Annotated in this window: 23 protein-coding genes; 12 read left to right on the forward strand and 11 right to left on the reverse strand. The window is 75.1% G+C overall.

What is annotated here, in order from left to right:
- Positions 1–433: 433 nt before the first annotated feature.
- On the reverse strand, positions 434–976 hold the full coding sequence (locus tag ACWIX7_RS14350; protein WP_448617122.1) for a hypothetical protein: 543 nt from the start codon (positions 974–976) through the stop codon (positions 434–436).
- A gap of 214 nt (positions 977–1,190) precedes the next feature.
- On the opposite strand from ACWIX7_RS14350, the gene ACWIX7_RS14355 reads away from it, so the two are divergent.
- Positions 1,191–1,442, forward strand: coding sequence for a DUF3253 domain-containing protein (locus ACWIX7_RS14355; protein WP_448617123.1), 252 nt, complete (start codon positions 1,191–1,193; stop codon positions 1,440–1,442).
- 49 nt (positions 1,443–1,491) lie between these two features.
- On the opposite strand, the gene ACWIX7_RS14360 is transcribed toward ACWIX7_RS14355, so the two are convergent.
- Positions 1,492–1,959, reverse strand: coding sequence for an Lrp/AsnC family transcriptional regulator (locus ACWIX7_RS14360; protein WP_448617124.1), 468 nt, complete (start codon positions 1,957–1,959; stop codon positions 1,492–1,494).
- A 218-nt stretch (positions 1,960–2,177) separates the two neighbouring features.
- Between ACWIX7_RS14360 and pdhA the strand changes: the two genes are divergently transcribed.
- The 5 genes from pdhA (at position 2,178) to ACWIX7_RS14385 (ending at position 7,684) form a co-directional block, all read left to right on the forward strand.
- Positions 2,178–3,317 (forward strand): pyruvate dehydrogenase (acetyl-transferring) E1 component subunit alpha, encoded by a 1,140-nt coding sequence (gene pdhA, locus ACWIX7_RS14365; protein WP_448617125.1) that lies wholly within the window; start codon positions 2,178–2,180, stop codon positions 3,315–3,317.
- Positions 3,318–3,393: 76 nt separating this feature from the next.
- The gene (locus ACWIX7_RS14370; RefSeq protein ID WP_448617126.1) at positions 3,394–4,374 is read left to right on the forward strand and encodes an alpha-ketoacid dehydrogenase subunit beta; all 981 of its coding nucleotides are present in this window, start codon (positions 3,394–3,396) and stop codon (positions 4,372–4,374) included.
- A 2-nt stretch (positions 4,375–4,376) separates the two neighbouring features.
- Complete coding sequence (locus tag ACWIX7_RS14375) at positions 4,377–5,879, forward strand: dihydrolipoamide acetyltransferase family protein (protein ID WP_448617127.1); 1,503 nt, start codon at positions 4,377–4,379, stop codon at positions 5,877–5,879.
- 88 nt (positions 5,880–5,967) lie between these two features.
- Complete coding sequence (locus ACWIX7_RS14380; protein WP_448617128.1) at positions 5,968–7,137, forward strand: AGE family epimerase/isomerase; 1,170 nt, start codon at positions 5,968–5,970, stop codon at positions 7,135–7,137.
- A 79-nt stretch (positions 7,138–7,216) separates the two neighbouring features.
- Complete coding sequence (locus ACWIX7_RS14385; protein WP_448617129.1) at positions 7,217–7,684, forward strand: SRPBCC family protein; 468 nt, start codon at positions 7,217–7,219, stop codon at positions 7,682–7,684.
- A 205-nt stretch (positions 7,685–7,889) separates the two neighbouring features.
- On the opposite strand, the gene ACWIX7_RS14390 is transcribed toward ACWIX7_RS14385, so the two are convergent.
- Genes ACWIX7_RS14390 through ACWIX7_RS14405 form a run of 4 tightly spaced genes read right to left on the reverse strand, consistent with a single transcriptional unit; the run spans position 7,890 to position 12,135 of the window.
- Positions 7,890–8,150, reverse strand: coding sequence for an HPr family phosphocarrier protein (locus ACWIX7_RS14390; protein ID WP_448617130.1), 261 nt, complete (start codon positions 8,148–8,150; stop codon positions 7,890–7,892).
- Positions 8,151–8,200: 50 nt separating this feature from the next.
- Complete coding sequence (locus ACWIX7_RS14395) at positions 8,201–10,330, reverse strand: PTS fructose transporter subunit IIABC (protein ID WP_448617131.1); 2,130 nt, start codon at positions 10,328–10,330, stop codon at positions 8,201–8,203.
- 21 nt (positions 10,331–10,351) lie between these two features.
- Positions 10,352–11,371, reverse strand: coding sequence for a 1-phosphofructokinase family hexose kinase (locus tag ACWIX7_RS14400; RefSeq protein WP_448617132.1), 1,020 nt, complete (start codon positions 11,369–11,371; stop codon positions 10,352–10,354).
- On the reverse strand, positions 11,368–12,135 hold the full coding sequence (locus ACWIX7_RS14405; RefSeq protein ID WP_448617133.1) for a DeoR/GlpR family DNA-binding transcription regulator: 768 nt from the start codon (positions 12,133–12,135) through the stop codon (positions 11,368–11,370). Before ACWIX7_RS14405 ends, ACWIX7_RS14400 begins: the two co-directional genes overlap by 4 nt.
- Before the next feature lie 174 nt (positions 12,136–12,309).
- Here ACWIX7_RS14405 and ACWIX7_RS14410 point away from each other — a divergent pair, with 174 nt between their 5' ends.
- Together ACWIX7_RS14410 and ACWIX7_RS14415 are read left to right on the forward strand one after the other, a co-directional pair.
- On the forward strand, positions 12,310–14,019 hold the full coding sequence (locus tag ACWIX7_RS14410; RefSeq protein ID WP_448617134.1) for a phosphoenolpyruvate--protein phosphotransferase: 1,710 nt from the start codon (positions 12,310–12,312) through the stop codon (positions 14,017–14,019).
- Positions 14,020–14,231: 212 nt separating this feature from the next.
- On the forward strand, positions 14,232–14,378 hold the full coding sequence (locus ACWIX7_RS14415) for a hypothetical protein (RefSeq protein WP_175486584.1): 147 nt from the start codon (positions 14,232–14,234) through the stop codon (positions 14,376–14,378).
- 69 nt (positions 14,379–14,447) lie between these two features.
- On the opposite strand, the gene ACWIX7_RS14420 is transcribed toward ACWIX7_RS14415, so the two are convergent.
- Positions 14,448–14,711, reverse strand: coding sequence for a DUF4396 domain-containing protein (locus ACWIX7_RS14420; RefSeq protein ID WP_448617135.1), 264 nt, complete (start codon positions 14,709–14,711; stop codon positions 14,448–14,450).
- A 102-nt stretch (positions 14,712–14,813) separates the two neighbouring features.
- Here ACWIX7_RS14420 and ACWIX7_RS14425 point away from each other — a divergent pair, with 102 nt between their 5' ends.
- A complete protein-coding gene (locus ACWIX7_RS14425; RefSeq protein WP_448617136.1) occupies positions 14,814–16,904 on the forward strand; it encodes a diguanylate cyclase domain-containing protein in 2,091 nt (696 codons plus the stop codon).
- Positions 16,905–16,913: 9 nt separating this feature from the next.
- Here the strand turns inward: ACWIX7_RS14425 and ACWIX7_RS14430 are convergent, their stop codons facing one another.
- The gene (locus ACWIX7_RS14430; protein WP_448617137.1) at positions 16,914–17,759 is read right to left on the reverse strand and encodes a tyrosine-protein phosphatase; all 846 of its coding nucleotides are present in this window, start codon (positions 17,757–17,759) and stop codon (positions 16,914–16,916) included.
- Between the two features lie 217 nt (positions 17,760–17,976).
- Here ACWIX7_RS14430 and ACWIX7_RS14435 point away from each other — a divergent pair, with 217 nt between their 5' ends.
- On the forward strand, positions 17,977–19,635 hold the full coding sequence (locus tag ACWIX7_RS14435) for a tannase/feruloyl esterase family alpha/beta hydrolase (RefSeq protein ID WP_448617138.1): 1,659 nt from the start codon (positions 17,977–17,979) through the stop codon (positions 19,633–19,635).
- A gap of 83 nt (positions 19,636–19,718) precedes the next feature.
- Here the strand turns inward: ACWIX7_RS14435 and ACWIX7_RS14440 are convergent, their stop codons facing one another.
- From ACWIX7_RS14440 to ACWIX7_RS14450, 3 genes are all read right to left on the reverse strand, one after another.
- Complete coding sequence (locus ACWIX7_RS14440; protein WP_448617139.1) at positions 19,719–20,597, reverse strand: 3-methyladenine DNA glycosylase; 879 nt, start codon at positions 20,595–20,597, stop codon at positions 19,719–19,721.
- A gap of 124 nt (positions 20,598–20,721) precedes the next feature.
- Positions 20,722–22,620, reverse strand: coding sequence for a helix-turn-helix domain-containing protein (locus ACWIX7_RS14445; RefSeq protein WP_448617140.1), 1,899 nt, complete (start codon positions 22,618–22,620; stop codon positions 20,722–20,724).
- A gap of 107 nt (positions 22,621–22,727) precedes the next feature.
- The gene (locus ACWIX7_RS14450; protein ID WP_448617141.1) at positions 22,728–23,483 is read right to left on the reverse strand and encodes a 3-hydroxybutyrate dehydrogenase; all 756 of its coding nucleotides are present in this window, start codon (positions 23,481–23,483) and stop codon (positions 22,728–22,730) included.
- A 265-nt stretch (positions 23,484–23,748) separates the two neighbouring features.
- On the opposite strand from ACWIX7_RS14450, the gene ACWIX7_RS14455 reads away from it, so the two are divergent.
- Positions 23,749–25,113, forward strand: a complete 1,365-nt coding sequence (locus ACWIX7_RS14455) for an MFS transporter (RefSeq protein ID WP_448617142.1) — start codon at positions 23,749–23,751, stop codon at positions 25,111–25,113.
- Between the two features lie 179 nt (positions 25,114–25,292).
- Positions 25,293–26,231: an ABC transporter ATP-binding protein gene (locus ACWIX7_RS14460; RefSeq protein WP_448617143.1), complete on the forward strand. Its 939-nt coding sequence runs from the start codon at positions 25,293–25,295 to the stop codon at positions 26,229–26,231.
- Positions 26,232–26,236 lie beyond the last annotated feature (5 nt).

Below are 26,236 nucleotides of genomic sequence, written 5' to 3' on the forward strand. Positions count from 1 at the left end.
AGGGTCAGCTCGCCGGGCAGCGTCCGGCTGGCGTACGCCGCCCCGATCCCGCCCATCTCCTCACCGGCCGTGCACACCAGGTAGGCGTCGGCCGGCGGACGGTGGCTCCCCTCGTGCAGCCGACGCAGTCGGCGAACTCGACCAGGGACCGGCGGCTGCGGTGCACGCAGACCCGGGTGCCGGCGTGCACGCCGGCGGCGGGGAGCTCCTCGGCGGTGCGGCGCCTCCGCCGTGCCCGTGCCGCGCAGCGGTCCGACGAGGTTGCCCGCCGGGTCGACGGTCAGCTCGTCGACCAGCGGCTCCAGCTCCCTGCGGCAGATGGCCCGGACGTCGTCCTCCTGGCCTCCCGGGCCGTAGGCGGAGAGCAGTTCCTGCAGCAGGTCGCGGTCGCCGGGGCTCACGACCGGCCCCCCTATCCCCCGCCGTCCTCCGTCTACCCGCCCGCCCGTCGCCGCAGGACCAGCCCGCCTGCGAACGCCGCCACGAGCAGGACGGCGACGACCGCCTCGAGGGCCGTGTCGGACGGGCCCCCGGGCAGTTCGGTCCCGGCCGACCCGGGCTCGGGAGCGTTCGCGCCGGTCAGCATCTGCACCTCCGCCGCGGCCTGCGGGGTCCACACCGTCGTCCCGCCGCACAGGTCGGCCACCAGCCGGTCGTCCTCGCGGACGGCGAAGACGAGGAAGGGTCCCTCGCCGGCCAGCTCGAGGCCGCACGACGCACCGGACGCGGGCGACAGCACGCCCTGCTGGGCGGCGACCTGCCCCGCGTACACGGCGTCGACGGCGAAGACGTGCAGGGCGGTCCCGCCGACCACCTCGCGGTGGGCCAGCCGGCCGGAGAACACCGCGTCGGCGCCGAGGGCGTGGTCGGCCGTCGTCCCCCCGGTGCAGCTGCACGCCGAGGCCGTCGGGGCCAGCACCCAGCCGGCGAGCACGAGCAGCAGGGCGGCGAGCAGCCCGGACGTCCAGCGGCGCACGGGCCCAGCATCCCGCCGCCGGCCTCCCCCGCGCCTGCCCGCCGGCCCCACCCGGGCCGACCCCGGGCACCACCCACGGACGCTCAGCCGCTGCTCACAGAACGAAGCAAGGGAGAGGACCGGTCAGGGCGTCCTCGCACCGCAGCCACCGGAGCGGTGGCCAGGAGGCGGGTGCCGTGGCGCCGGCGACGTCCCGCGCCGCAGGCTGGGAGGCGTGGCGGACGTCGGCACGCGGCTGGAGCAGGCGATCGACGCGCTGCTCGACGACCGGCGGCCCGGCGCGACGATCTGCCCCTCGGAGGCCGCCCGCGCCGTCGACCCCGAGGGCTGGCGGGAGCTGATGCCCGCGGCCCGCGCGGCGGCCGGGCGGCTGGCCGCGGCGGGTCAGGTGGAGGTCACCCAGCGCGGTGAGGTCGTCGACGTCGCCACCGCGCGCGGCCCGGTGCGGGTGCGCCGGCGGCAGTGAGGCCCCCTGCATGGTCCCGCCGCGAGCCTGCGAGTGGTGGGTGGGGGCCTCACTCGGCCGCCCGTGCCAGCAGCGGCCCCATGCGGTGGTCGACCAGCCGGCGCAGCGCCAGCGCGGTGTCGGTGCGCTGGACACCGGGGATGCCGAGCACCCGATCGGTGATCCGCCAGAGGTCGTCGGCGTCGACCGCGACCACCCGCACCAGCAGGTCGGCGACGCCCGACAGCGCCGTCACCTCGAGCACCTCGGGGATGTCCGCCAGCGCCTCGCCGACCTCGGCCAGGCTGCGCTGCACCACCTGCACGGTCATGTACGCGCCCAGCCGGTAGCCCAGCGCCTCCGGGCGGACGCGGTGGTCGAAGGGCGCCAGGGCGCCGCCGGACTCCAGCCGGGCCAGCCGCGCCTGCACGGTGTTGCGCGCCAGGCCGAGCCGCTGCGACAGCGCCATCACCGTCGCGCGCGGGTCCTCGGCCAGGGCCTGCAGCAGGCGGGCGTCGGTGGCGTCGAGAGCCGGCACGTCGCTCAGTCTGACAGGCCGGGCCGCCCTGTGACCGGTCATCGTGCGCAATCCGTTCGGGGGACCTTGCGCAGATCGCTGGGCGGGTGTCTCCTCCATCGCAGGCCGGGTCGTGCCACGATGTGTGAGTGGCGCCACACCCGGGTGCCACGAGGCGTCCACACCGACCGCGTGGCCCGGCGACCCCGGCAGCGGCGGACGACGGCGAGGAGGAGCACGTGAGCGTGTCCAGTGCCACCGAGGTGGTCGACCCGGTACCGGGTGCGGAGGCGCCGCACCTGCCACGGCAACCCGACCTGGTGCAGCTGCTGACCCCCGAGGGCGAGCGGGTCGAGCACCCCGAGTACGCCATCGACCTCGACGACCAGCAGCTGCGCGACCTCTACCGCGACCTGGTGCTGGTCCGCCGGTGGGACGTCGAGGCCACCGCCCTGCAGCGCCAGGGCGAGCTGGGCATCTGGGCCTCGCTGCTGGGCCAGGAGGCGGCCCAGGTCGGCGCCGGCCGCGCCCTCGCGCCCGGGGACCACGCCTTCCCGACCTACCGCGAGCACGGCGTGGCCTGGACCCGCGGGGTCGACCCGCTGCACGTCATGAGCCTGTTCCGTGGCGTCGACAACGGCGGCTGGGACCCGGTCGCCACCCGCTTCAACCTCTACACCGTCGTCATCGGCGCGCAGTGCCTGCACGCCACCGGCTACGCCATGGGCGTCCAGCGGGACGGCGCCGAGACCGCCGTGCTGGCCTTCCTCGGCGACGGCGCGACCAGCCAGGGCGAGGTCAACGAGGCGTTGATCTGGGCGGCCAGCTTCTCCGCACCGGTCGTCTTCTTCTGCCAGAACAACCAGTACGCGATCAGCGTGCCGCTGGAGCGCCAGTCCCGGGTGCCGCTCTACCAGCGCGCCGCGGGCTTCGGCTTCCCCGGCGTCCGGGTCGACGGCAACGACGTCCTCGCCGTCCTGGCGGTGACGCGGGCGGCGCTGGCCGCCGCCCGGGAGGGCCAGGGCCCGACGTTCGTCGAGGCGTTCACCTACCGGATGGGTGCGCACACCACCTCCGACGACCCCACCCGGTACCGGCTGGCCAGCGAGCTGGAGGAGTGGAAGCTGCGCGACCCGATCGCCCGGGTCAAGGCGCACCTGTCCCGCAGCGGCGTCGCCGACGCCGACTTCTTCGCCGCCGTCGAGGCCGAGGCCGACGAGCTCGCGGCGCGCATCCGCCGCGGCACCACCGAGATGCCCGACCCACCCGGGACGGCGATGTTCGACCAGGTCTACGCCGAGCAGACGCCGCACCTGGCCGCGCAGCAGGCCGAGTTCGAGGCGTACCAGGCGAGCTTCGAGGGAGGCGGGCACCGATGACTGCGAGGACGACGCCCGAGCGAGCATCGCAGGGAGCGCCAGCGACCGAGGAGCGGAACGAGGGCGGAGTCGAGCGATGAGCATCGAGACGCTGACCATCGGCAAGGCGCTCAACCTCGGCCTGCGCCGGGCGATGGAGGACGACGCCAAGGTCGTCCTCATGGGAGAGGACATCGGCCGGCTCGGCGGGGTCTTCCGGATCACCGACGGCCTGCAGAAGGACTTCGGCGAGGACCGCGTCGTCGACACCCCGCTGGCGGAGGCCGGCATCCTCGGCACCGCCGTGGGCCTGGCGATGCGCGGCTACCGGCCGGTCTGCGAGATCCAGTTCGACGGGTTCGTCTTCCCGGCCTACAACCAGATCGTCACCCAGGTGGCCAAGATCCACGCCCGCTCCCGGGGGAAGCTGACCATGCCGGTCGTCATCCGGATCCCCTTCGGCGGCGGCATCGGCGCGGTGGAGCACCACAGCGAGAGCCCCGAGGCCTACTTCGCGCACACGCCCGGGCTCAAGGTGGTCGCGGTCAGCAACCCGGTCGACGCCTACTGGGGCATCCAGCAGGCGATCGCGCACCCCGACCCGATCGTCTTCCTCGAGCCCAAGCGCCGGTACTGGGACAAGGCCGAGGTGGACACCGCGGCCACGCCGGACCCGCTGTTCGCCTCCCGCGTGGTCCGCGGCGGGGACGACGTCACCGTGCTGGCCTACGGCCCGATGGTGAAGACGGCGCTGCAGGCGGCCGAGGCGGCCGCGGAGGAGGGGCGCTCGCTGGAGGTCGTCGACCTGCGCACGCTCTCCCCGCTGGACCTCGACCCGGTGCTCGAGTCGGTGCGGCGCACCGGGCGCTGCGTCGTCGTCCACGAGGCGCCGGTGACCCTCGGGCTCGGCGCGGAGATCGCCGCGCGGGTGACCGAGGCGTGCTTCCACGCCCTGGAGGCGCCGGTGCTCCGGGTGGGCGGTTACGACACGCCCTACCCACCGTCGAAGCTCGAGGAGGAGTACCTCCCCGACCTCGACCGGGTGCTCGACGCCGTCGACCGCGCGATGGGCTTCTGACGATGGGCGTGCTGAAGCAGTTCAAGCTGCCCGACGTCGGCGAGGGGCTGACCGAGGGGGAGATCCTGCAGTGGCTGGTCGCCGTGGGCGACACGGTCACGGTGAACCAGCCGCTGTGCGAGGTGGAGACGGCGAAGGCCGCCGTCGAGCTGCCCTCGCCGTTCGCGGGCACGGTCACCGCGCTGCTGCACGAGGCCGGGGACACCGTCGACGTCGGGACGCCGATCATCACCATCGACGTCGGCGGGGACGCCGTCCCGGCGCCCACCGAGGGCGGCGGTGGGACAGCCGACGAGCCCGCTGCGGGGTTGATCGGTGGCGCGGCGCCCGGCGGGCGGACGGCGGTGCTCGTCGGCTACGGGCCGCGGAACACCGAGGCCCGCCGTCGCCCCCGTCGCGGCGGCGCCACCGTCCCCGCGCGCGCCACGGCTCCGCAGGTCGTCCTGCCCGAGGCCGACTACGGCTCGGGCACCGACCGGCCGCCCCTGCTGGCCACCGCTCCCGACGCCGGGGTGAAGCCGGTCCGGCACGGCGGGCTCGAGGTCGGCCGCCAGGCCGAGGCGCACGCCCTGGCCGGCGACGCCGCCTCCGCCGATTCGCCGCCCGCCCGCCGGGTCGAGCACGGACACCGGCGCCCCCGGCCGCTGGCCAAGCCGCCGGTGCGCAAGCTGGCCAAGGACCTCGGTGTCGACCTCACCGCGCTGACCGGCAGCGGCGCCGGCGGGGTGATCACCCGCGCCGACGTCGAGGCGGCCGCGGCCGGCCCGGCACCGGTGACCGAGCTGCGGCCGGTCGCCGCACCGACGGCGGGGGAGCAGCGGATCCCGGTCAAGGGGGTCCGCAAGCACACCGCGGCGGCGATGGTGGCCAGCGCCTTCACCGCGCCGCACGTCACCGAGTTCCTCGCCGTCGACGTCACGCGGATGGTCAAGCTGCGGTCGCGGATCGCCGCGCGGCCGGAGTTCGCGGGGGTCAAGGTCAGCCCGCTGCTGTTCGTGGCCAAGGCGCTGCTGCTGGCCGCCGCGAGGCACCCGATGGTCAACAGCTCCTGGGACGAGGCGGCGCAGGAGATCGTCGTCCACGGGCAGGTCAACCTCGGCATCGCCGCGGCCACGCCCCGCGGGCTCGTCGTCCCCAACGTCAAGGACGCCGGCCGGCTGTCGCTGGTGGAGCTGGCCGGCGCGCTCGCCGAGCTCACCGAGACCGCCCGGGCCGGCCGCACCGCCCCGGAGGACATGACCGGCGGCACCATCACCATCACCAACGTCGGCGTCTTCGGGGTCGACACGGGGACACCGATCCTGAACCCCGGGGAGTCGGCGATCCTCGCCTTCGGCGCGGTCCGCGAGATGCCGTGGGTGCACAAGGGCAAGGTGCGCCCGCGGCAGGTCACCCAGCTGGCGCTGTCGTTCGACCACCGGATCATCGACGGGGAGCTGGGCAGCCGGTTCCTCGCCGACGTCGGGATCCTGCTCTCCGACCCGGGGACGGCGCTGGCCTTCTGAGTCGGCGCCGACGATCACGGCGCCGTGACCACCGATCCGGTCCAGGATGTGGCTGCGACGCCGTGATCGTCGCGAGGGGAGCGTGGACGTGACCGACCTCGACCGGCTGCTGGACTTCGCGGCCCGATCCCGGCTGCCCGAGGGCGGCTTCGGCTACCTCGGCGACGACGGCCGCGTGCGGCCCGAGCGCGGCCAGGAGACCTGGATCGTCGCCCGCATGACGCACGTCTTCGGGCTCGCCCGGCTGACCGGCCGCAGCGGGTGGGACGAACTGGTCCGGCACGGGGTCGAGGCGCTGGCCGCCGGACCGCTGCACGACGGAGGCCGCGGCGGCTGGTACGCCTCGACCGGCGACGACACCAAGGCCGCGTACGTGCACGCCTTCGCCGTCCTGGCCGGGGCCACGGCCACCGCCGCGGGTGCGCCCGGCGGCCGGGAGCTGCTGGACGAGGCGCTCGGGGTCTGGCAGACGCGGTTCTGGGACGACGCCGCGGGCCTGGCGGTCGAGGAGTGGGACGCCGGCTGGTCGCGGCTGTCGGACTACCGCGGCGTCAACGCGAACATGCACGGCGTGGAGGCCTCCCTCGCCGCCGCCGACGCCCTGGGCGACGCCGACCCCCGGGCCGCACAGCTGCGCCGGCAGGCGCTGCGCACCCTGGAGCGGGTGGTGCACGGCTGGGCGCGGGAGGGGGACTGGCGGCTGCCCGAGCACTTCACCGCGGAGTGGCAGCCGCTGCCCGGGTACAACCGCGACGAGCCGGCGCACCCGTTCCGCCCGTACGGGGTCACGGTCGGGCACCAGTTCGAGTGGTCGCGGCTGGCGCTGCACGCCCGCGCCGTCACGCCGGACGCGCCGTCCTGGCTGCTCGACGACGCCACGGGGCTCTTCACCGCGGCCGCCTCGCGCGGCTGGGCCGCCGACGGGCACGACGGCTTCCCGTACACCCTGGACTGGGACGACCGGCCGGTGGTGACCGCGCGCATGCACTGGGTGCTGTGCGAGGGGGTGGCCGCGGCGGAGGCGCTGGCGGCCGTCACCGGCGACGCCTCCTACCGGCGCCTGGCCGAGCACTGGTGGGCGCACGGCGAGGCCCGTTTCGCCGACCCGGCGACCGGCAACTGGCACCACGAGCTGACGCCGGAGGGCGCGGTCGCCACGGGCACCTGGGAGGGGCAGCCCGACGCCTACCACCTGGCGCAGGTGCTCCTGCTGCGCGGCCGCCCGGTGCGGGGGAGCGTGGCAGCCGCGCTGCTGTGACCGGGGTGGGGCAGGTGTCCTGCGCGGAGACGCCGGGTAGAGCGACTCCATCCGAGGACCCAGAGCAGAGGAGGCCAACGTGGCCAGCGTGCAGGAATCCGTCGACGTCGACGTCCCCATCCGGGTCGCCTACGACCAGTGGACGCAGTTCGAGTCCTTCCCGAAGTTCATGGGCGGGGTCGAGCGGATCACCCAGCTCGACGACACGCGCACCCACTGGGTGACCAACATCGACGGCGTCAAGCGGGAGTTCGACGCCGAGATCACCGAGCAGCACCCCGAGGAGCGGGTGGCCTGGACCAGCACCGGCGGCGAGGCCAAGCACGCCGGCGTGGTCACCTTCCACCGCCTCGACGACAACAAGACCCGCGTGATGATCCAGATCGACTGGGAGCCGACCGGCATCGTGGAGAAGGCCGGCGCGGCGCTGGGCTTCGACGACCGGCAGGTCAAGGCCGACGCCAAGCGGTTCAAGGAGTTCATCGAGAGCCGCGGCACCGAGACCGGCGCCTGGCGCGGCGACGTCCCCCGCCCCGACCAGACCTGAGGAAGGACCCCCTCGCCCCCCACCGCTCGCAGGCTCGCGGCGGGGCCCTGCGAGGGGGCCGTTCCAGCACCTCACCAGGACGGCGCCCGCCCCCTTCTGCAGGGGACGGGCGCCGTCGTCTGTGGCGGCGGCCCTGTGAGGCCGCCGGCCCCGTCCAGAGGCTCGCCGCGAGCTCGCGAGCGGTGAGGAGGACGGGGTCCTTCCGCTACTCGGCGTCGAGGTCCTGGGCGACCAGTCCTGCGATCTGCTCGAGGACGCCGGCGTCGTCGCTGCTCACGACGACCTCCGTCCCCTGCTTCGCGCCGAGCGTCATGATCATCAACGGCGACCCGGCGTCCACCGGGTTGCCTCCCGGCGTGGCCAGCGTGACCGGCACTCCGGCCTTGCCGACGGCCTCGGCGATGAGGGCCGCCGGCCGGGCGTGCAGCCCGACCCGGGAGCCGACGGTGACGGTCTGACTGGGCATGGGGTCTCTCCCTTGCTTCGGGGGCGTGCGGTCGGCTACAGCCTGCTGGTTCAGGCGCGAGCCGGCTGGGTGACGGGGGCAGCGGCGTTGTGGGCGTGGGCCATGTCGACGGCGTCCTCGGGCACGGCCTCGGCCTTCGGCCGCCCGATGCTCTTCGCGATGGTGACCGCGACGGCACCCACGACCATGCCGATGGCGATGGCCAGCAGGAACAGCAGGAAGTTGCTGATCGCGAAGAAGACGAAGACACCGCCGTGCGGGGCCCGCAGCTCGATGCCCGAGGCCGCGACGATGGCGCCGGTGGTCGCGCCGCCCAGCATCATCGAGGGGATGACCCGCAGCGGGTCGGCCGCGGCGAACGGGATCGCGCCCTCCGAGATGAAGGACAGACCCAGCAGCCAGGCGGCCTTGCCGTTGTCCCGCTCGGCCGGGGTGTACAGCTTCGGCCGGATGGCGGTGCTCAGGGCCATGGCCAGCGGGGGCACCATGCCGGCCGCCATGACCGTGGCCATGATGACCAGCGGGGCGCCGGCGCCTGCGGCCAGCCCGGTGGTGGCGAAGACGTAGGCCGCCTTGTTGACCGGGCCGCCGAGGTCGAAGCACATCATCAGGCCGAGGATGATCCCGAGCAGGATCGCCGAGGTGCCGGTCAGGCCGTTGAGCCAGTTGCCCAGGCCGGTCAGCACGGCGGCCAGCGGGCGGCCGAGGACGACGACCATCAGCCCGCTGGAGATCAGCGTGGCGAGCAGCGGGATGATCACGACCGGCTGGAGTCCGCGGACCCCGACGGGCAGCTTCCAGCGGCTGATCCACAGCGCGGCGAAGCCGGCGATGATGCCGCCGATCAGGCCACCGATGAAGCCGGCGCCCACCTGGACGGAGACGAAGCCGACGACGAAGCCGGGGACGATGCCCGGGCGGTCGGCGATCGCGTACGCGATGTAGCCGGCCAGCGCCGGGACCAGGAAGCCGAAGGCCGCCTGGCCCAGGACGGTGCAGACCGCGCCGAGGTAGCCCAAGAAGCCGTCGTTGAGGCCCTCGAGGGGTGCGACGTCCGGCAGGTTGAAGAAGGTGTTGTTCAGCGCCCAGTTCAGCGCGTAGCTGTTGCCGTCGGCCGAGGACGGGTCGGGGTTGACGATCTGGTACCCGCCGAACAGGAAGCCCAGCGCGATGAGCAGACCGCCCGCGGCGACGAACGGGATCATGTAGCTGACGCCGGTGAGCAGCCAGCGGCGGATCTCCGTACCCGCGCCGGGCCGCCCGCCCGCGGCGGCGGGCTCCTCGGCCCCACCGGCGCCGCCGGGCACCCGGCGGGCGTTGGGGTCGTCCGCGGCGGCCAGCGCCTCGCGGAGCATCACGTCGGGCTCGTTGATCGCCCGCTTGGTGCCCGACTGGACCAGCGGCTTGCCGGCGAACCGGTCGCGGTCCCGGACGCCCACGTCGACGGCGAAGATGACCGCGTCCGCGGCACGGATGACGGCCGGGTCCAGCGGCGTGGAGCCCGAGGAGCCCTGGGTCTCGACGTGCACGTCGACCCCGGCGCCGCGCCCGGCCTCGGTGAGCTTGTCGGCCGCCATGTAGGTGTGCGCGATGCCGGTCGGGCAGGCGCTGACGACCACGACACTGCGGCGGGCACCGGAGCCGTCACCCGCAGCCGGAGCGGCGGCGGCGGGGGCCGCGGAGGTGGTGGCGGCGCTCGTGGCGCCGGAGGCGGCGGCGGGAGCCGGCTCGGGGGAGACGACCTCCTGCACCAGCCGGACGACCTCGTCGGCGGAGCCGGCCGCGCGCAGCGAGGCCACGAACTCCGACCGCACCAGTGCCCGCGCCAGGGCGGTCAGCAGCGTGAGGTGGTCGGCGTCGCCGTGCGCCGGCGCGGCGATGAGGAAGACCAGGTCGGCCGGGCCGTCGGGGGCGCCGAAGTCGACCTTCGGGTCCAGCCGGGCGAAGGCCAGCGAGGCCTCGGTGACCGCGGCCGAGCGGCAGTGCGGGATGGCGATGCCGCCGGGCAGGCCGGTGGCCGCCTGCGCCTCTCGGGCGAGGGCGTCGTCGGCCAGGCCGTCGGCGCCGGTGGCCCGCCCGGCACCGGCGACGAGGCCGGCGAGCCGACGGACGACCGTGCTCTTGTCGGAACCCAGGTCGGCGTCGAGCGCCACCAGGTCAGGGGTGATGAGGTCGGGCATGGCTCACCTACTCGTGAGGCGTCAGACGTCGCGGCCGGCGGCCGGGACGATGGTGCGCGGTGCGGTGGTGCTGCTGGGCAGGCCCTCGGTCCGGACGGTGACGACCTCGACGTCGAGGGCGGCCACCTGCTCGGGGGTGGGGACGGCGGAGCCGGGCAGGGAGGCGCTGGCCGCGCCGTACGCGACCGCGCTGCGCAGCCGCTCGGCCGGCCCGCCGCCGGCCAGGTCGGCCAGCACGTGGCCGGCCAGGCTGCAGTCGCCGGCGCCGACGGTGCTGCGGACGGCGATCCGCGGCGGGGTCGCCGCCCAGACGCCCTCGGCGCAGGACAGCAGTGCGCCGTCGGCCCCGAGGGTCAGCAGCACCTCGGCCACGCCGCGCGCGTGCAGCGTGTCGACGGCGGCCAGCGCGGTGGCGCGGTTGGCGGTGAGGTGGGCCTCGGGGACACCGGAGAGCTGGGCGAGCTCCTCGGAGTTGGGCTTGAGCAGGTCCGGCGCGGCGTCCGGGCCGGCGGCCAGCAGGGCCAGCAGCGGCGCCTCGGAGGTGTCGACGGCGATCTTCGCGCCGGTGTCGCGCAACGAGCGGACCAGGTCGGCGTACCAGTCCAGCGGCGTGCCCGGCGGCAGCGAGCCGGAGAGCACCACCCAGCTGGCACCCTCGGCGTGCTGGTGCATCGCGATCGTCAGCGCTCCCCGGGCCTCCTCGTCCAGCGGGGCGCCCGGCTCGTTGAGCTTGGTGGTGGTGCCGTCGGGCTCGGCCAGCGTGTAGTTGGTCCGCACCGGCGTCGCGATCGGGACCGTGGCCATCGGCAGGTCCAGCCCGCGCAGCGCCCGCACGATCGGGTCGTCGTCGGCCGCGGGCAGCACGGTGACGACGTCCCCGCCGGCGACGGCGACCGCGCGGGCGACGTTCACGCCCTTGCCGCCGGGCTCGGTGGAGCTCGGCGCCAGGCGGGCCACGCCGCCACGCACCAGCGGGCCGGGCAGCGAGAGCGTCCGGTCCAGGCTGGGGTTGGCGGTGAGGGTGACAACGAGCCCATTCATGCGACCACGACCTCGATCCCGGCGTCCTCGAGACGGGCGAGGTCGGCCGGTGCGGCCTCGGCGTCGGTGACCAGGACGTCGACGTCGGCCGGCGTCGCGAAACGGACCAGGTGCTCGCGGCCGAGTTTGCTGCTGTCGGCCAGGACGACGACCTTCTGCCCGGCCCGGATCATCGCCCGCTTCACCGAGGCCTCCGCCTCGTCGGGGGTGGTGAACCCGTGCTCGGGGGTGATGCCGTTGGCGCCCAGGAAGACGACGTCGACGCGCAGGTCGGCGAGGGTGGCGACGGTCCGCTCGCCGACGGCGCACTGGGTGATCCCGCGGACCCGGCCGCCGAGCACGTGCAGGTCCACGCGCGGAGCGGCGGCCAGCCGGGCGGCGATCGGCACCGAGTGGGTGGCGACCAGCAGCCGGCGATCGCCGGGGAGGATCTCGGCGAGGGCGGCGGTGGAGCTGCCGCCGTCGAGCAGCAGGCTGCCGTCGGGACCGGGCAGGAGGTCGAGCGCGGCCGCGGCGATCTTGCGCTTCTGCTCGCTGCGGGTGCCGTGCCGCTCGCCGAGCGCGGTCTCCACGTAGGTGAGCGAGCCGGCCGGGACGGCGCCACCGTGCACGCGGCGCAGCATCCCGGCACGCTCGAGGGCCGCGAGGTCGCGGCGCACGGTCTCGGTGGTGACGCCGAACTCCTCGGCCAGCGCGGTCACCGCGACGCGGCCGCGGTCGGCGACGAGACCGGCGATCGTCTGCTGACGTTCCTCCGCGTACACGGCCCACCTCCCTGCCCTCTAGCACACACGGGTTGCCCGTTTGTGTTGGCTTCGTGTTGTGTTGCTGTTGTTCTACGTGCGATCCGTTGACAAGTCAACACCCATTGGTGACTCTTGTCATAGCCGGACTCCAGCGTCCTCCAGACCTGCACCACCGACCCGTGCGAGGTAGCCATGACCACCCACGCTCCCGGAACCGCCGCCCCGTCCACCGTCGGTCCGGTGGTGCTGCCCGGCACGCCCGTCGTCCCCGGGGTGGCCTGGGGCCCGGTGGTGCGGCCCTCGGGCGCGGTCCTGCTGCCGTCCGACGACGGCGTCGTGGTCGCCGAGGAGGAGCGCGCGGGGGAGAAGGAGCGCTTCGCGGCAGCGGCCGGCGTGGTGGCCGACCGGCTCACCGAGCGCGCGAGCGCGGCGACCGGGGTGAGCGCGGAGGTGCTGGCCACCACCGCCGGCCTGGCCCGCGACCGCGGCCTGCTCTCGGCGGTCGAGCAGCGGATCGACGCCGGCACGCCCGCCGCCGTCGCCACCGTGCAGGCCGCGCAGCAGTTCGTCGACCTGTTCACCAGCCTGGGCGGGCTGATGGCCGAGCGGGTGACCGACGTCCGCGACGTCCGGGACCGGATCGTCGCCCAGCTGACCGGGCAGGGGGAGCCCGGCGTCCCGAGCCCGGAGCAGCCCTCGGTGCTGCTGGCCGAGGACCTCGCGCCGGCCGACACCGCGGGACTGGACCCGACCCGCATCACCGGCCTGGCCACCCGGCTGGGCGGCACGACCAGCCACACCGCGATCATCGCCCGCCAGCTCGGGCTGCCCTGCGTGGTGGCCGTCGGCGGCCTGGGCGACGTCCCGGAGGGCGCCACCGTGCTGCTCGACGGCGAGCGCGGCACGGTCACCGTCGACCCGGACCCCGAGGACGCCCGCGCCCGCGTGGCGGCCGCGCAGGCCGCCGCCGCGTCGCTGGCCGGGTACACCGGCCCGGGCCGCACCCGCGACGGTCTCGAGGTCAAGGTGCTGGCCAACGTGCAGGACGGTGCGGGGGCGCGGGGTGCGGCGGCCAAGCACGCCGAGGGCGTCGGGCTGCTGCGCACCGAGCTGGCCTTCCTCAGCCGGGCCGAGGAGCCCTCGGTGGAGGAGCAGGCGGCGGGGTACGCCGAGGTGTTCGAGGCCTTCCCCGGCCAGCGGGTCGTCGTCCGCACGCTGGACGCCGGGTCGGACAAGCCGCTGGCCTTCGCCACGATGCCTGACGAGGAGAACCCGGCGCTGGGCGTCCGCGGACTGCGCGTCGCCCGCCGCGACCCCGGCCTGCTGGAGCGGCAGCTGGACGCGATCGCCGAGGGCGCCCGCCGGGCCGGCGCCGAGCCCTGGGTGATGGCGCCGATGGTGGCCACCGTCGCCGAGGCCGCGGACTTCGCCGCGCGCGTGCGCGCCCGCGGGCTGACCCCTGGCGTGATGATCGAGGTGCCCTCGGCGGCGCTGATGGCCGAGCGGCTGCTGCAGCACGTGGACTTCCTGTCGATCGGCACCAACGACCTCTCGCAGTACACGCTGGCCGCCGACCGGCTCTCGGCCGACCTCGCCGACCTCACCGACCCGTGGCAGCCGGCGCTGCTGGCCCTGGTGCAGCTCACCGCCGAGGCCGGCCGCCGTACCGGGAAGCCGGTCGGCGTCTGCGGGGAGGCCGCTGCCGACCCGCTGCTGGCCTGCGTCCTCGTCGGCCTCGGCGTCACCTCGCTGTCGTGTGCGGCCTCGTCGATCGCCGGTGTCGGCGCCCGGCTGGCCGTCGTCGACACCGACGCGTGCCGGCGGGCCGCGGAGGCGGCGCTGCTGACCGACGACCCGCAGGCCGCCCGGGCGGCGGCGCGCCGGGAGCTCGGCATCGACTGACGGAGGACCTCCCCGTCACGGGTCCCGCCCCGAGCTCGCGAGGGTGGGGGACGGGTCCTGCTGCTGGCCGTCAGCTGAGGGCGACGTCACCCTCCGAGGTGAGGGATCATCGCTGCGCCTAGCGAGTTGCCTGGGTTTCTTCGGAATAGTGTGCGGTGCACCTGCATTGTGCAAGGTGTAGACCTCACGAGACCGGAAGAAGGCAACGAGTCATGAACAGCGTGACCTCCAGCTGGCGGCGGCGTCGGCAGGCGGCGCGGACGCGTCGGGCGCTCGACCGCGCCCTCGCGCGCACCAGTAGCCCGGCGATGCGCGACGAGCTGCTGACGATGGCGAACAGCAGCGGGTTCACCCGCTGAGCCGTTCCCGACGACGCGCGACCCCGGCCTCCTCGTGGAGACCGGGGTCGCTTGCTGTCCGGGGAGCCTTCACCCGTGCAGGCCGTGGACGACGGCGTGTCCCCGACCGCGGCTCATCATCGCCCGGTCGATCGGCAGGGTCACCACGGAGGCGACCGCCAGCGCACCTGCGAGGGCGAGCCAGAACAGGGCGGTGGAGATGCGGGCCTCCATGGCGCCGGGGACCGACAGCACCACGGCCTTGTCGACGACCTCCATGACGGCGATGGAGGTCGTGTGGGCGGCCAGTGCCACTCGCAGTGCCTGCCGGAAGGGCACTCCTGTGCGCAGCACCCCGCGGAGCCCGGCTGCGTCCTCCCCCCATGGGGTGTACCCGTTCAACCCCGGGGCCCGTCCTGCCGATGGGACGGGCGTGAGCAGAACGGGTGGCCCCAGGTGAGCGGCCCTGCGGTGTCCGAGGCCCGGGAGACGTCCGGCGCCACCACGGGGTTGCTGCTGAGCTACGTGCGCCAGCAGGGCGGGGACGACGCGGTCGCGGAGGTGCTGCGCCGTGCCGGCGTGCCCTTCACCGCCGCCGAGCTCGAGCTGCCGTCGCACTGGACCAGCTACGACACCCGGATCAAGCTGTTCACCGCCGCCACCGAGGTGCTCGGCGACCGGCAGACCATGTTCCGCGTCGGCCGCGAGGCCCTCGCTCACGGCTTGGCCCCCGCCCTGGTGCTGCTCATCCGGGCGATGGGCTCACCGCGCCAGGTGTACCGCCAGCTGCCCCGTGCCGTCGCCAAGTTCTCCACGACCTCGACGATGCGGGTGGTCGAGGCCGGCGCCACGCACGCGACGCTGAGCTACCGGCTGCGCGACGGCTACCAGCACTCCCGCCTGGACTGCGAGTACGCGCAGGGCCTCATCGGCATGGTGCCGACGATCTTCGGTCTCCCCCCGGCCGAGCTCGTGCACCTCGAGTGCGAGTCCGACGGCCACCCGGTCTGCGTCTACCACCTCACCTGGGAGCGCCGGCGCCGGTTGGGCGGACGCCGCCGCAGCGACGACGACGTCACCGAGCTGCTCGCCCTCCGCGAGCAGCTGCGCATCCTGCAGTCGGCCGCTGCCGACCTGGTCGCCAGCGAGGACGTCGAGACCGTCCTCCAGCGGATCATCGAGAAGGCCGCCGAGGCGGTGCTCGCCCCGGGCTGGCTGCTCGCCGTGGCCGACCCCGCAGGCGGTCCCGCGCTCGTGCGCAGCGCCGGCCTGCCGCAGCACCAGGTCGACGTCCTCGCCGCCACGCTCATGGCCGGCGCCGACCCGGGCCCGAACGTCGTCGCGGTCGACGTCGCCTCCGCCCGCCGGGTGCACGGCCGGCTGGCCACGGTCTACCGGCCCGGCGACAGCGGCCTCGAGCACGAACGCCAGATGCTCGGCGCCTACGCCGGCTACGCCGCGGCTGCCCTCGACCTGCTCATGGCGCTGGAGAGCTCCCGGCAGGAGGCCGACCGCGCCGGGACGCTGCTCACCCTGGCCCACGAGCTCGCCGGCGCCACCGAGGCCGTCGACGTCTGCGCGGTGGTCGCCGAGGCGCTGCCCCGGGTCGTCGGCTGCGACAGCGCCGCGGTGATGCTATGGGACCCCGCGGAGGGCTGCCTGCGCACGGCCGCCCACGTGGACCCCGTGGAGGAGCACCAGCAGCTGATGTACGGCACGCCCCTCCACGCCGAGGACGTCCCGGAGCTGGTCGGGATGCTGACGGACCGGGAGCCGCGCTTCCTGCGGCCCGATACGAGCAGCCCCGTCCTGGAGCGGCTGCTCCGGGCCCTCGAGCTCACCGACGTCGTCGCCGTCCCGGTCGTGGCCGGGCGCACCTTCCTCGGCGTGGCCACCGCGAGCTGGCCGGCCGGGCGGGCCCCCGAGGTCCTCGCCGGCGACGTCCTGCACCGCCTGCGCGGTGTCGGCGACCAGGCCGCGACCGCACTCCAGCGGGCCCGCCTGCTCGAGACCGTGCGGCACCAGGCCACCCACGACGCGCTCACCGGGCTGCCCAACCGGGTGCTCTTCCTCGAACGGCTCGGCGAGGCGCTGGCCACCACGCCCGCCGACCAGCACGTCGGCGTGCTCTTCTGCGACCTCGACCGGTTCAAGGCGGTCAACGACTCGCTCGGCCACGCCGCCGGTGACGAGCTGCTGCGGCAGGTGGCCGCCCGGCTGCGGGCCGCGATCCGCCCCGGCGACCTGGTCGGCCGGCTCAGCGGCGACGAGTTCGCCGTCCTGCTGCCCGTCCTCGCCCGGCCGGAGGACGCCGGCCGCGTCGTCGCCCGCGTGCTGGGCTGCTTCGACGAACCCTTCCGCCTCGAGGGCGCCGGCGTCGCCGTCGGCACCAGCGTGGGCGTCGCCGTCCACAGCGGCGGATCGGGCAGCGCCGACGAGCTGCTGCGCGCCTCCGACGCCGACATGTACCGGCACAAGAGGAGGACCCCCTTCCCCCCACGGCTCGCAAGCTCACCGCGGGACCCTGAAGGGGGCCACGAGTCGTAGCTGCAGGTGCTAGCTCCGCAGTCGCGCGCGCAGGGTGGCCTGCTCCTCGGGGCCGAAGCCGTGCGCGGTGAGCCAGCCCTGCGGGCCGCCGTGCCGCTCGTCGAGCAGCTCGAGCACCCGGCGCATGGTCTCCGCCCGCGGCGTGTGGCTGGCGACGTCGCGGCGCACCATGTCCTCGGCGTAGGTCGGTGACGCGGCCAGCTTGGCGACCAGGTCGTCGATGACCTCGGCGGTCAGTGCGTAGTCGGCGACGATCTCCTCGTGCGGGACGCCGGCCACGGCGAGCGCGAAGGCCACCACGACCCCCGTGCGGTCCTTGCCCGCGGCGCAGTGCACCACGGTGGCGCCGTCCGTGGCCGCGGCCAGGGCGCGCAGCGCGGCGACCACGTTCTCCGGTCGGTGCGCGAGGTAGCCCAGGTAGGAGCGCACCGCCGGGGGCTCGCCCTGGTCGCCCTCGGCCACCTGCCGCGGCAGGATCGACTCGGCCCAGTCGGCCGGGAGCTCCGGCACGTCGGCCTCCTCGACGGCGAACACGTCGGTGTGGTGGCCGCGCTCGGGCAGCAGGGTGAAGTGCCGGTGCGTCACCTCGGGCACCGCGCGCAGCGGGCCGCGGCCCTCCAGCAGCACCTCGGCGGTGGTGCGCAGGTCGACCACCTCGCGCAGCCGCACGTCATCCACCAGCCGGCGGACGTCGTCCTCGCTGAGCGTCTGCAGGTTGTCGCTGCGCAGCACCCGCCTCGGGACCGTCGCCCCGCCGTCGACGGTGGGCAGCCCGCCCAGGTCGCGGGTGTTCGTCGTCCCGTCGAGGCGCAGCCAGCGGTCGGTCCGCAGACGGTCGGAGGCTCCGGAGGTCACGCGCACGACGGTACGACGCACGGGACGCCCGGTCGGTGTGGGCGCGGACCCCACACCCGGTGTCGCGACTGTGGAGTCCGCTCACCTGGAGACGGCGCGTGCCACTCCCTACCGTGTCACCCGCCTCACTCGGCGTCCACGGCGGGCGCTCGGGTCCCGCCGAGCCGCGCACGCCACCGCCTCGCCCGCGCCTGCACCGTCGAACGACAGGAGTCCCATGGACCTGACCAGAGCCAGGACGGTCGTGGCGGGGGTCGCCCTCGCCGTCGTCGCCTCACTCGGCTGGACGACGCCGGCGGGTGCCGCGGACGCCGCCGCGCGGTGTGCGGCGCTCGCGGGGGTCGACATCCCGGCGCGCGAGATCGGCCTCCCCACGACCGGCGGCGAGGTGGCCGAGGCCACCCTCGTGGCGCCGTCCGGGAGCGGCACCACCGCGATCGGGGAGCACTGCAGGGTCACCGCCGCGCTGCACCCCGTGGACCCCGCCGCCCCGGACATCCGCATGCAGGTGGCGCTGCCCACCGCGTGGAACCAGAAGGCGCTGATGTTCGGCGGGGGCGGCTACAACGGGACCATCCCGGCGCTCGACGGGAACGTCCCCTTCGGTCCGAGCGACGCCCCTCGGCCGCTCGGCCGCGGGTACGCGACCTTCGCCAGCGACTCCGGGCACCAGGCACCCGCCGGCGTCCTGCCGACCCCCTCGCTCTACGGCGATTTCCTCGCCAACGACGAGGCGCTGCGCAACTTCGCCGGCGACGCCCTGAAGAAGACCCGGGACGCCGGCGTGTTCGTCATCGGCCGGTACTACGGCAGGAACAGCCTCGAGCAGACCTACTTCGCCGGCGGCTCCACCGGCGGCCGGGAGGCGCTCGCCGTCGCCCAGCGCTGGGAGCGCGACTTCGACGGGGTCATCAGCGTCTATCCCGCGTTCAACGCCGCCACCCTCGACCTGTACTTCGGCCACATGACCCGCCAGCTCGCCGCGCCGGGCGCCTTCCCCCGTCCCGCCCAGCAGGTGCTGCTCTACGACGCAGTGATCACGGCCTGCGACGGCCTCGACGGGCTGACCGACGGCGTCATCAGCAACGAGCCTGCCTGCGACTTCGACCCCGCCGTCCTCCGCTGCCCGGAGGGGCAGGACACCGGTGACACCTGCCTGTCCGACCCGCAGATCACCGCCATCCGCGCCGTCTCCAGTGCGATCACGTTCCCGTACCCCCTGGCCAGCGGTGAGACCGGCTACCCGGGCTTCCCGTTCCTCTCGGGCGCGGACATGTCGACACCGCTGCTCGGCCTGGGGACGACCGCGCCGGCCAGCCCCATGCCGAAGACGGCCGGCTACGGCATGCAGTTCTGGGACGCCTGGGTGAAGTACGCCGTGACCCGTGACCCCGGCTACGACTCGCTGTCCCTGGACCCGCTGGCGCCGGGCCCCTGGCAGGACCGCATCTCGCAGCTCACCGCGCTGCAGGACGTCAACAGCACCGACCTGCGGCCCTTCGCGAGGAGCGGCGGGAAGCTGCTGCTGCTGCACGGGACGGCGGACGAACTGGTCAGCCACCGGGCCACGGTCGAGTACTACGAGGGGCTGGTGCAGACCATGGGGCAGCGCCGGGTCGACGCGTTCGCCCGCTTCTACCTGGTCCCCGGCGCCAACCACGCCAACGTCGCCGCCGCCTTCGCCGCCGGCTGGGACTCCCTCACCGCCCTGGACCACTGGGTCACGACCGGCGCGCCGCCGGCCGACCCCGTCGTCCGGGACACCAACCCCGGCGCCACCCGCACGCGGCCGCTGTGCGAGTACCCGGCGCACCCGCAGTACAGCGGCTCGGGGAGCCCCGAGGAGGCGAGCAGCTTCGACTGCGTGACCGGTTAGCCGAGGTCCGGACGCAGCCCGGCACCGCCGGTGCCCACGGGGTCGACGCACCGCGTGGGTGCCGGCGGTGACGCCTGCGCCGGTCAGCCCCGCAGGAGCCGGTCGCACACCTCGAGCAGCCGGGACCGGAGGGCGGCGCCCCGGCGGGAGAACGCCCGCTGCGCGGTGACGTACTCCGCCTTGCCCTCCGGCGTCTCGATCGCGACCGGCTCGTAGCCGGCCTCGCGCAGGTCGTACGGCGAGGCGCGCATGTCCAGCTCCCGGACGTCGGCCGCCAGCACGAAGCAGTCCAGCAGCAGGTCGCCGGGGACGGCGGGACCGAGCTTGTAGGCCCACTTGTAGAGGTCCATGGTCGCGTGCAGGCAGCCCGGCTGCTCCAGCTCGACCTGGGTGGCGCGGGTGGGCCGCAGCCGGTTGCGGCCGACGGCGGCGGGCGTGAAGAACCGGAACGCGTCGAAGTGCGAGCAGCGCACCGGGTGGGACTCGACGACGGCGTCGGTGCCGGCCCGGCCCAGCCGCAACGGCAGCGGGTGCCGGTGCTCGTCGGCTCGGTAGACCATCGCCCACTCGTGCAGCCCGAAGCAGCCGGTGTGCGCCGGCCGGGACGCGGTCGCGGCCAGCAGCCGGGCGACGAACGCGACGGTGTCCCCGCGGTCGGCCCGGAAGGCGTCGAGGTCGAGGGTGACCGCGCCGTCGTCGTCGGTGGTGTACCAGCGCCAGGCGGCGTGCGGTGCGGTGCCGTCGGCGCCGGGCTCGAGGACCACCCCGGGGCCGGGGTGCCAGCGGCGCAGCTGCGCGGGGCGGGCGCTGTAGTACTCGTAGAGGAAGTCCTCGACCGGGTGGCGGGTGCCGGTGGCGCGGCGGGCCCGGTGGTCCGCGGTCAGCGCGTCGGCCCGCTCCGCGTGCGCCTGCGCCCGCGCCGCCCACGCGGCCGCGGGCAGGCGGGTCAGGAGGGCGTGCACCCGACCAGGGTAGGAGGGCCGGGTCCACCGTCGTGCGCTGACCGTGGTCCCCACCTCGCCTGTTGTGCACAGGTGGTGGTCTCGCTGCCGTGCGGGACCACCACCTGTGCACAGCGGCGCCGGATCAGCCGCCGGCGGGACGGGTCAGGCGGTGCAGCCGCAGGGCCAGGTGCACCTCCAGGGCCCGCTCCGGCGCCGACCAGTCGCGGCCCAGCAGCCGGCCCACCCGCTCCAGGCGCTGGGTGACGGTGTTGACGTGCACCTGCAGGGTCTCCGCCGCCCGCGCCGGTGACCCGCCGGCGTCGAACCAGGCCCGCAGCGTCCCCACCAGGTCGGTGCCGCGCCGCTCGTCGTAGTCCAGCACCGGGCCGAGGGTGGCGGTCACGAAGCCGTGCACGTCCCGCCCCTCGCCGACCAGCAGCCCGACGAAGCCGAGCTCGTCGGCGCTGGCCGCCTGACCGGCCCGGCCCAGGGCGACCAGCGTCGAGGCGCACCGCCGGGCCTCGACGTGCGCGGGGGCGACCGCGGCCGGCCCCTGCACCGGCCCGGCGCCGCCGACGGTCACGGGCCGGCCCACGGCCGAGGTGAGCTCCCGGCAGACAAGCGCCGCCGCGGCGCCGGGCTCCTGACCCGGCAGGCAGAGCACCACCCGCCCGTCGTTCAGGCCGGCCAGCCCGCCGCGGACGGCGGCCAGGTGGGTGGCGGCGGCCAGCGCCCGGCCCCGACAGCGCTCCTCGGCCAGGGCGATGACGACGGCGTGCGGCCGGTCGAGGTCGGCGCCCAGCCGGCGGGCGCGCTCCCGCAGCCCGTCGGGGTCGCGCAGTGCCGGCCCGAGCAGCTCCTCCAGCAACTCGCCGCGCACCCGGCCCTCGGCCTCGCTGGCGGTGCGCCGGATGAGCAGCAGCAGGGAGGTCACCAGCGCGGCGCGCTCCAGGATGCGCTGGTCGGAGTCGGAGAGCTCGACGTCCCGGTGCAGCACCAGGCCGCCCAGCAACTCGGCGCCCACGGTCACCGCAGCGGTCCACCAGCTGCCGTCGCGGACCGTCCGGCCGGTCGAGCGGGCGAAGGTGAGGGCGGCCGCGGGGTCGGGCGGCAGGTCGCCGTCCGACCCAGGGGACGGCGTGCCGCGGCCGTGCTCGTCGAGGATGGTGATCCGCCCGCCGAGCGCCTCGGTGACCGCGGCCGCGACGTCCTCCACCCCGCCGCCGCGCAGCACGATGTCGATGAACCGGTCGTGCGCGCCGGCGGCCCGCTCCACCGAGGCGGTGTGGGCCCGCAGCTCCCGGGTGGCCGTCGACAGCTCCTCCAGCGCCGACCGGGTCTCCTCGAGCAGGCGGGCGTTGTCCAGCGCGATCGCCGCGTGCGCGGCCAGCGAGCCCAGCAGCGAGACCTCGGAGCGGTCGTAGAGCCGCTCGTTGCGGTCGGCGGCGAACAGCACCCCGATCACCCGCGACCCGCGGACCAGCGGGACGCCGAGGATGGCGACCAGGCCCTCCTCGGCAACGCCCCCGTTGATCTCGTCGGTGTGCTGGAAGCGCGGGTCGGCGAAGTAGCGGGCGGTGGCGTACGGCGCGGCGGTCTGCGCGACCAGGCCGCCGAGGCCGGCCCCCATCGGCAGCCGCAGCGCCTGGAACCGGGCCGAGACGGAGCCGTCCGTCACCCGCATGTAGGTGTCGCCGCGGGCGTCGTCGTGCAGGGTCAGGTAGGAGACGTCGGTGCCCAGGAGCTGCCGGGCCCGCCGGACGATGGCGGTGAGCACCTCGTCGACGCTGCGCAGCGCGGCGAGGTCGCTGGCGGTGTCGAACAGCGCGGCGAGCTCGGACTCCCGGCGGCGTCGGGCGGCGAAGGCGTCGCGCACCTGCAGGGCCAGCAGCTTGACCCGCTCCAGCCCGGCGAGCGTCGCGCCGTCGGCACCGGCGGCCCGGGCGCGCACCACCGGCCCCTCGAACTCGATCGCCGCCGCCTCCTCGAGCAGCAGCGCGAAGTACTCCGCGGCGCCGTCGAGCCGCCCGGCCGCCGGCACCGGCCCCCTGCCGAGTCCCGCCGCGGCCCCGTCCCGGGGCTCGCCGCGAGCCTGCGAGCGGTGAGGAGGACGGGGTCCTTCTCCGGCAGGGGGAAGAGGGTCCTCCATCAGTGGGCGGTCCACCCGCCGTCCATGACCAGGGAGCTGCCGGTGATCGACGCGGCGACCGGGGAGCAGAGGTAGGCGACCGCCTCGGCGACCTCCTCGGGCTCGATCAGCCGCTTGACGGCCGCGGGAGCGAGCATGATCCGCTCCACGACCTCGTCCTCGGACAGGCCGTGCGCCTTCGCCTGGTCGGCGATCTGGTTCTCCACCAGGGGGGTGCGCACGTAGGCGGGGTTGACGCAGTTGGAGGTGACCCCGTGCGGGGCGCCCTCCAGCGCGATCACCTTCGACAGCCCCTCGAGACCGTGCTTGGCGGTGACGTAGGCGCTCTTGTACGCCGAGGCCCGCAGCCCGTGGACCGAGCTGACGTTGACGATCCGCCCCCAGCCGCGGCCGTACATGTGCGGCAGCGCGCCGCGGACCAGCCGGAACGGCGTCTCCAGCATCAGCCGCAGGATCAGCGAGAAGCGGTCGACCGGGAACTCGTGCAGCGGCGCCACGTGCTGCAGCCCGGCGTTGTTGACCAGCACGTCCACGTCGAGGTCCAGGCCGTCGACGGCGTCGAGGTCGGAGAGGTCGACGGCGACCGCCGTCCCCCCGACCGCCGCCGCCACCGCCTTCGCCGCGTCGGCGTCGCGGTCGACGACGACCACGTCCGCGCCGGCCTCGGCCAGCCGGACCGCGCACGCCCGGCCGATGCCCGAGGCGCCGCCGGTGACGAGGGCCCGCCGGCCGCTGAGGGTTCCTGAGTCCGCCATGCCGCCGAAGGCTAGGGCGTCCCGTCGTCCGCACACACGTCGTGAGCCCACACAGTCCACCGAGCCTGAATGGTGGTGAGCCACATCACTCTGCCGACCCCTGGGACGGGATCGGCCCACACCGGTGCAGCGGACGGCGCGGTTCGGCATGGCGGGAGGACACATGACCGCAGTCACAAGTGGGGGGCCGCAGCACATGGGCAGCGGGGGGTTGCCATCTCTACCGTCGGGCCGGACTCTGCATGACCCTCGACGAGGAGACCCCATGACCGCACCCGCAGACTCCGGCACGCGCTTCGGCCGCGTCGTCGGCGCGAGCATCGTCGGCACCACCGTCGAGTGGTACGACTTCTTCCTGTACGGCTCGGCCGCCGCACTCGTCTTCGGACCGCTGTTCTTCCCGGAGCAGGACGACTTCGTCGGCGTCCTCGCCGCCTTCGCCACCTACGCGATCGGGTTCGCCGCGCGCCCGATCGGCGGACTGGTCTTCGGCCACTTCGGTGACCGGATCGGCCGCAAGAAACTGCTGGTGATCTCGCTGCTCATGATGGGCGGCGCCACGTTCGCCATCGGCCTGCTGCCCACCTACGCCACGGTCGGCGTGCTCGCTCCGATCCTGCTGATCACCCTGCGGCTGGTCCAGGGGTTCGCCCTCGGCGGCGAGTGGGGCGGCGCCGTCCTCATCGTCTCCGAGCACGGCAAGCCGGAGCACCGCGGCTTCTGGGCGTCCTGGCCGCAGGCCGGCGCGCCCGCCGGCCAACTGCTGTCCACGGGTGTCCTGGCCGTGCTGGCCGCCTTCCAGTCCGACGAGGCCTTCGCCAGCTGGGGCTGGCGGATCCCGTTCCTGCTCTCCGCCGTGCTCATCCTGGTGGGCCTGTGGGTCCGGCTGGCCGTGTCCGAGTCGCCGGTCTTCCTCGAGGCACAGCGCAAGGCTGAGGAGGAGGCCGCGCGGACCGGTGAGGTCGAGAAGGCCCCCATCGTCACCGTGATCTCCCGCTACAAGCGCGAGGTGCTCGTCGCCATGGGTGCCCGCATCGCGGAGAACGTCTCCTACTACGTCATCACGGCCTTCAGCCTCACCTACGTCACCCAGGTGCTCGGCCTCGAGACCTCGTTCGCGCTCAACGCGGTGCTCATCGGGGCCGCCGTGCACCTGGTGACCATCCCGCTGTGGGGCGCCCTCTCCGATCGGGTGGGCCGCCGGCCGGTCTACCTGTTCGGCGCCGTCGGCGTCGGCGTGTGGGGCTTCGTCTTCTTCGGCCTGCTCGACACGCAGAGCTTCGCGCTCGTGGTGGTGGCGGTCACCGTCGGCCTGCTCTTCCACGGCGCGATGTACGGCCCACAGGCTGCCTTCCTCTCGGAGCTGTTCGGCACCAAGGCCCGCTACTCGGGCGTGTCGGTCGGGTACCAGCTCGCCTCGGTGGTCGCCGGTGCTCCCGCGCCGCTGATCGCGGTGGCGTTGCTGGGCAGCTTCACCGATCCCAACCCGATGCGGGTGTCGATCTACCTCGCCGTCTGCGCCGTCATCACGCTGGTGGCGGTGCTCTCCTACGGCGAGACCAGGACCCGCGACCTCGCCGAGGACAAGGCCATCGTGACGAAGCAGGGCCGGTCGGCGACCCGCGTGTAGCGCACCCCGATCCCGCCACCACGGGCCCCCCATGACATCCGTCATGGGGGGCCCGTGGCGTTGCCGGGAGAAGTCGTGAGGGACGGCACCTGTGCCGACGCGGGGACGACGGCAGCGTCAGGGGTGCGCCCCGGAGGAACGGCCGGACCCCGGCCGGCGGGCGCACCGAGGAGGTCGCCGTGCACCCGTCCGTCGCACCCGCCCCGCCGTCGGCCACGGCGGCCGTCCTGCCCGCCGTCGAGGTCGCCGACCTGCGGCGCCGCTACGGCGACTTCGAGGCGGTCCGGGGGGTGTCCTTCGAGGTCCGGCCGGGTGAGGTGTTCGCGCTGCTCGGCGTGAACGGCGCCGGCAAGACCTCCGCCCTGGAGGTGCTCGAGGGCCTGGCCCCGGCGTCGGGCGGGTCGGTGCGGGTCCTCGGTGCCGACCCGCGGCGCGAGCGGGCCGCCGTCCGCCCGCACCTGGGTGTGCTGCTGCAGGTCAGCGGTCTGCCCGGCGACCTGACCGTGGCCGAGACGGTGCGGACCTGGGTCGGCACCCTCACCGCGCCCCGCCCGGTCGACGAGGCGCTGGCGCAGGTCGACCTCACCGGCCGGGCCGACGTCCGGGTGCGCAGCCTCTCCGGCGGGGAGCGCCGCCGGCTGGACCTCGCGCTGGCGCTGCTCGGCCGTCCGCGGGTGCTGGTCCTCGACGAGCCGACCACCGGCCTGGACCCGGAGAGCCGGCGCACCGTGTGGCGCCTGGTCCGCGGCCTGGTGGACGACGGTGCCGCGGTGGTGCTCACGACGCACCACCTGGAGGAGGCCGAGGAGCTGGCCGACCGCATCGCGGTCATGCGCGCCGGGCGGATCGTGCTCGCCGGCACCCGCGAGGAGATCGCCGAGACCCAGCCGGCCACCATCCGCTTCACCCTGGACGACGGCGTCCCGCCGCCACCGGTGCCCGCGGGCGTCCACGTGGTCAGCGCCGGCCCGCGGGTCGAGTGGCACACCCGAGCGCTGCAGCCGGCGCTCGCCCGGCTGCTCGCCTGGGCCGCCGCGTACGGCGTGGTGCTGCGCGGCCTGCAGGCCCGGTCCGCCTCCCTGGAGCAGGCCTTCCTCGCCGTCGCCGACGCCGAGTGACCCAC

The organism is Geodermatophilus sp. URMC 65 (assembly GCF_053502545.1).

Excerpts from the sequence above, each read along its gene's own strand:
- ACWIX7_RS14370 (WP_448617126.1), top strand. The coding sequence starts at position 3,394 with ATGAGCATCGAGACGCTGACCATCGGCAAGGCGCTCAACCTCGGCCTG.
- ACWIX7_RS14375 (WP_448617127.1), top strand. The coding sequence starts at position 4,377 with ATGGGCGTGCTGAAGCAGTTCAAGCTGCCCGACGTCGGCGAGGGGCTG.
- ACWIX7_RS14390 (WP_448617130.1), bottom strand. The coding sequence starts at position 8,150 with ATGCCCAGTCAGACCGTCACCGTCGGCTCCCGGGTCGGGCTGCACGCC.
- ACWIX7_RS14395 (WP_448617131.1), bottom strand. The coding sequence starts at position 10,330 with ATGCCCGACCTCATCACCCCTGACCTGGTGGCGCTCGACGCCGACCTG.
- ACWIX7_RS14400 (WP_448617132.1), bottom strand. The coding sequence starts at position 11,371 with ATGAATGGGCTCGTTGTCACCCTCACCGCCAACCCCAGCCTGGACCGG.
- ACWIX7_RS14410 (WP_448617134.1), top strand. The coding sequence starts at position 12,310 with ATGACCACCCACGCTCCCGGAACCGCCGCCCCGTCCACCGTCGGTCCG.
- ACWIX7_RS14415 (WP_175486584.1), top strand. The coding sequence starts at position 14,232 with ATGAACAGCGTGACCTCCAGCTGGCGGCGGCGTCGGCAGGCGGCGCGG.
- ACWIX7_RS14435 (WP_448617138.1), top strand. The coding sequence starts at position 17,977 with ATGGACCTGACCAGAGCCAGGACGGTCGTGGCGGGGGTCGCCCTCGCC.
- ACWIX7_RS14450 (WP_448617141.1), bottom strand. The coding sequence starts at position 23,483 with ATGGCGGACTCAGGAACCCTCAGCGGCCGGCGGGCCCTCGTCACCGGC.
- ACWIX7_RS14455 (WP_448617142.1), top strand. The coding sequence starts at position 23,749 with ATGACCGCACCCGCAGACTCCGGCACGCGCTTCGGCCGCGTCGTCGGC.